We start from the raw sequence: 2,900 nt of genomic DNA, 5'->3' as shown, positions 1-2,900 counted from the left end.
AGTACCGACCCCCCCGCGTACAGCCAGATGACGCTGCCGATCAAGGCACCGGCCAGCCCCAGCAGCGCGGCACCCGCCACGGCCCCGCGCCGGGTCTTGCTCGCACCGGGGTCGACCGCCTGGTCCCCGCCCAGGGAGTAGCGGTCGTGCTGCCCAGCGGGATTGACGAAGAAAATGGACACGTCCTCGGGGGCGAAGCCGGCGCCAAACAGCTGGCGGCCGGCTTGCTCGGCCTCGGGGAATGAATCGAAGCGAGCAGCAACGATGAGTGACACGGCTGTCTCCTATCTGTTCACGGATAGGAAACTGCTAGCACGGACCGTGCCGCCTCACTCCTCTTCCGGAGGGGTGGGCGGAGATGGCGGCAGATCGGGATCGATGGGGTCGGGTTCCTGCGCTGGCGGCACGGGCGGGTCGCCCACCGGCGTACGCGGCGGGTCGCCGACCGGCGGAGGATCCTTGACGGGCGGATCGGGAGGAACGGTGTGCAGGCTCAATTCGAACATGAGGTCTCCATGACTGCACGAGGCGTCATGACACGGGCGCGTCGTGCACGTCCGTTTCGCGCGCATCGCTCGCGGCATACTCCTCCAGCCGGTTGTAAAGCGTCTTTAGGCTGATGCCCAACATCTCGGCGGCATGCTTCTTGACGCCTCCACAGTGCTGCAGCGTCGCGAAGATCAGGCGCTTATCCGCTTCTGCAAGCGACATGCCTACCGAAATCGTGACCAGCGGTTCGCTTTCGGCCTTGCCGGCCGGAGCCAGTCGTATGGGTGCCGCCACCGAATCGATCAGCCCGCCGTCGGCCATGATGAACGCGCGGTGCACGTAGTTCTTCAATTCACGCACGTTGCCTGGCCAGGAATGCGCCACCATGTCGGCCAGCATAGCCGGCGAAAATGACTTGGAAGTCTTGTGCGTTTCGTTGAGCTGGTCGAGGAAACTCTGGGCCAGCAGCTCGACGTCCTTGCCGCGCTCCCGCAGGGGCGGAAGGTGAATGGGGAATACGTTCAGGCGATGATAGAGATCCTCGCGCAGCTTGCCTTCAGCCACTGCCTCCTGCGGATTGCGGTTCGTGGCGGCGATGATGCGCACGTCGCATTCGATTTCCTGGTTAGTGCCGACCCGCATGAAAACGCCCGTTTCGAGCACCCGCAGGAGCTTCACCTGCAGCTCGATGGGCATTTCCGTGATCTCGTCCAGGAACAAGGTCCCGCCGTGGGAGCGCTCGAAGTACCCCTTGTGCTGGCGCTCTGCTCCCGTGAAGCTGCCGCGCTCGTGCCCGAACATTTCGCTTTCGATCAAATTGGGCGAAATCGCGCCGCAGTTCACGGCCAGGAACGGGCGCTTGCGCCGCAGGCTGAGGTCGTGCAGGGTCTGGGCGGCGAGCTCCTTGCCGGTGCCGCTTTCGCCGATCAGCAGCACCGTGGCCTCCGTGGGCGCAACCTTGCCGATCTGGTCATAGAGATCCTGCATGGCCGCAGAGCTTCCGAGCATGCGCCCAAAGCGACCGAACCGCCTCAATTCGCCGCGTAGCGAACCGATCTCGGCTTTCAGGTCTCCTGCACGCGGGATGCGATCCAGGATGGCCTTGAGCCGCTGCATGTTGATCGGCTTGATGAGGTAGTCTGCCGCCCCCAGCCGCAAGGCGTCGACCGCGCTTTCGACGCTCGCATGGCCGGTAATGAGAATGACCTCTACCGGGATCGACGGGTCGAGCTCCTTGAATAAGTCCATGCCGCTGCCGTCGGGAAGCTTGAGATCGGTCAGCACCACGTCTGGACTCTGGCGCACGATCTGGATCCGGGCCTCACGGAGGTCGCCCGCCACTGCGGTGGTAAAGCCTTCAGCGCTGACGATTTCCGCCAGGGCGGCTCGAGTATTCGGTTCATCGTCCACGATCAGGACATGCGGCATGCGTCAAGGCTCCACGATAAACAGGTCACGCAGCCGGGGCCGCCTCCCGGGGGCAGCCATTCGGCCGTCAAAAGGATGTCCGTATCGACGGGCTGAGCACCGCCCGACATGCATTCTGCCGCGGGCCGGCGCAATGCGCCACTAGCGCCGCATGGACAGCAGGCCGATGACCGCGCCCACGGCGGCGGCTATGCCGACCGCCCTCCATGGATTCTCTCGCACGTAGGCATCCGTGTGAGCCGAAACCTGGCGGTAGGACGCCGCAGCGCCACGCTGCGCGTCCCGGAACAGGTCCCGGGCGCGGTCCATCTCGTCACGGAGCCGGTGGCGCGCAGCCTCGAGCTCCTGGCTGGTGAAGTCCGCCTTGTTTTTCAACAGAGCTTCGGTGTCCTCGACGGCCCCGCGCAAATGCTCGACTACCTTGCTCTTTCCTTGCCAGTCGTTCGAATGCCAACCCATATCCTCTCCCTGTTTCGGTTCCGGGCTAGCGTCTCAACGCACCCAGCAGAAGCGTCACCACGAAAACGATGACGAAAACGTAGAACAGTATCTTCGCGATCTCCGCGGCGCCGGAAGCGATTCCTCCGAATCCGAAAAGCGCGGCGATCAATGCAATTACGAAGAAAATGGCGGCCCATCGCAACATCGCTTACTCCTTGTATAGATCCAGCGTCGAGCAGACCGGGTCGTGCGCCGGCGCCACTCCGGAAAGCAGCGCTCGCAGTTTTCGTACCGTGGCGCCAGACGTCACGCCGGTGCTCCGCCAGCAGACCACGACAACCGGCGATTGGCCATGGTCCAAGTGCAAGGAATAGGTAAGAATTACATGAAAACTTGTAAATTCCATGCTTACGGATGGGCGTTGCCACAGCCCGTTACCACGTGCATGTCCCCGGCGCCCCGCGGGGCGCCCGCGACTGCTTAGAATGGGGCCTTGCCGCCCAGCGCCTGTCTCTTATACACAAATCCGAGCCCACCAGACA

At 63.6% G+C, this 2,900-nt stretch carries 4 protein-coding genes and 1 pseudogene; all 5 read right to left on the bottom strand.

The genetic code is table 11. The features are described from left to right. Positions 1-275 (bottom strand): annotated as a pseudogene (locus IRZ12_RS17015) (hypothetical protein); the annotation flags it as partial. Between the two features lie 54 nt (positions 276-329). After that, positions 330-506: a hypothetical protein gene (locus IRZ12_RS17010; RefSeq protein ID WP_296471113.1), complete on the bottom strand. Its 177-nt coding sequence runs from the start codon at positions 504-506 to the stop codon at positions 330-332. A gap of 25 nt (positions 507-531) precedes the next feature. Then, complete coding sequence (locus IRZ12_RS17005; protein WP_296471110.1) at positions 532-1,917, bottom strand: sigma-54 dependent transcriptional regulator; 1,386 nt, start codon at positions 1,915-1,917, stop codon at positions 532-534. Positions 1,918-2,058: 141 nt separating this feature from the next. Continuing rightward, positions 2,059-2,376, bottom strand: coding sequence for a YqjD family protein (locus tag IRZ12_RS17000; RefSeq protein WP_296471106.1), 318 nt, complete (start codon positions 2,374-2,376; stop codon positions 2,059-2,061). Positions 2,377-2,401: 25 nt separating this feature from the next. Further along, positions 2,402-2,563, bottom strand: a complete 162-nt coding sequence (locus IRZ12_RS16995) for a DUF1328 domain-containing protein (protein WP_296471103.1) — start codon at positions 2,561-2,563, stop codon at positions 2,402-2,404. Positions 2,564-2,900: the final 337 nt, after the last annotated feature.

Source organism: Pigmentiphaga sp. (genome assembly GCF_019689535.1).
Lineage (GTDB): Bacteria > Pseudomonadota > Gammaproteobacteria > Burkholderiales > Burkholderiaceae_B > Pigmentiphaga.
The sequence above is the reverse complement of the archived record's forward strand: the minus strand, read 5'-3'. Positions and strand labels throughout refer to the sequence as shown.